Genomic DNA, 1,027 nt, shown 5'->3' with positions numbered 1-1,027 from the left:
TAGCGATACAAAATGCCTTGCTCCCAGTTGGCTCCCGCCGGTAAGTATTCCCAAGTGGTGTAGTTGATTTCTGCCGGAGTGGTTGACCAGCGCACCATGATGTTCATTTGCGCCAAATTGGCTTTCGGTTCGTCATTGTTTACCCACCACATATCGGCAAACTCGCGGGTGACATCTTGGGTGTATAGGCTTGCATCGGTTGGGCAGGTCTCGGCGCTGCGTGGCAATCGCATCACTTGTTGGTGGCGCATTAACAGACACGATTGTGTCATGGATTGCTGGTGGTATTGGGTTTGCTGCCACACTCCGAGGTAGTCGATGTCGTGCTCGCTGGTGTTAGGGTAGGAAAACCACAGCATTTCAGTGCGGTTGCTGTGTTGGATGTGTTTGTTGCGCCCGAGACCTTGTACTTTCTCCATAAAGAGCTCAGTGCTTGGGTCAAAATTCATCGCGACTGAGCGATATTTCCAGTCGCCTTCATCGTCAAAGTCTTCGAGAGAGAAGCCATTCAAGTCGTTGCGGGTGCATCCTGTGATAGAGCAACCAACAAGGTTAAACCAATCCGCAAATTTGCTAATCGGCTCGACAATATCTTCCGTAATTTGGTGATTCGGCGATATGAAGCAACCTTGAAAATGGTCGCCAACACTCGGGTGTTCAATTAACGAATCTTTGGTGATGGTGAATCGGGTCTCACCAAAAGGGGGGCGATATTTGGGGTGATGTTTATAGCGCAGATCGTAGGCACAAGCGCGGCCCTGCCAATCTTTCTTTTTGATCACGATGTTTTTGAACGTGATGCCGCGAGGTTCAAAGATGATCTCATCAGAGGCAAAGTTTTCCTCAATGTACTGCTGGCTTTCGTTCAAGTGATCAATCGCCTCATCGACAGAAACCCAGTCGAGGTTGAGATGTCGTTTAGCGTCATCCAGATAATTGAGATCGAGACTCTTTAGTTGGCTTTGAAAGCGAGGATCAGACAACACACGGTTGGCTAAGACAATTTCCTCACGATTCTCAGGCGTGC

Annotated in this window: 1 protein-coding gene; it reads right to left on the bottom strand. The window is 49.0% G+C overall.

Annotation, left to right across the window (positions count from 1 at the left end; all coding sequences use genetic code 11):
• Nucleotides 1–1,027 (bottom strand): chromosome partitioning protein ParA (locus R7R24_RS24985; RefSeq protein ID WP_318119793.1); only part of this gene is annotated, 1,027 nt, incomplete at both ends.

The sequence above is a fragment of the Vibrio sp. 704 genome (assembly GCF_033339295.1).
Note: the sequence above shows the minus strand (reverse complement) of the source record. Positions and strands in the feature narration are given on the sequence as shown.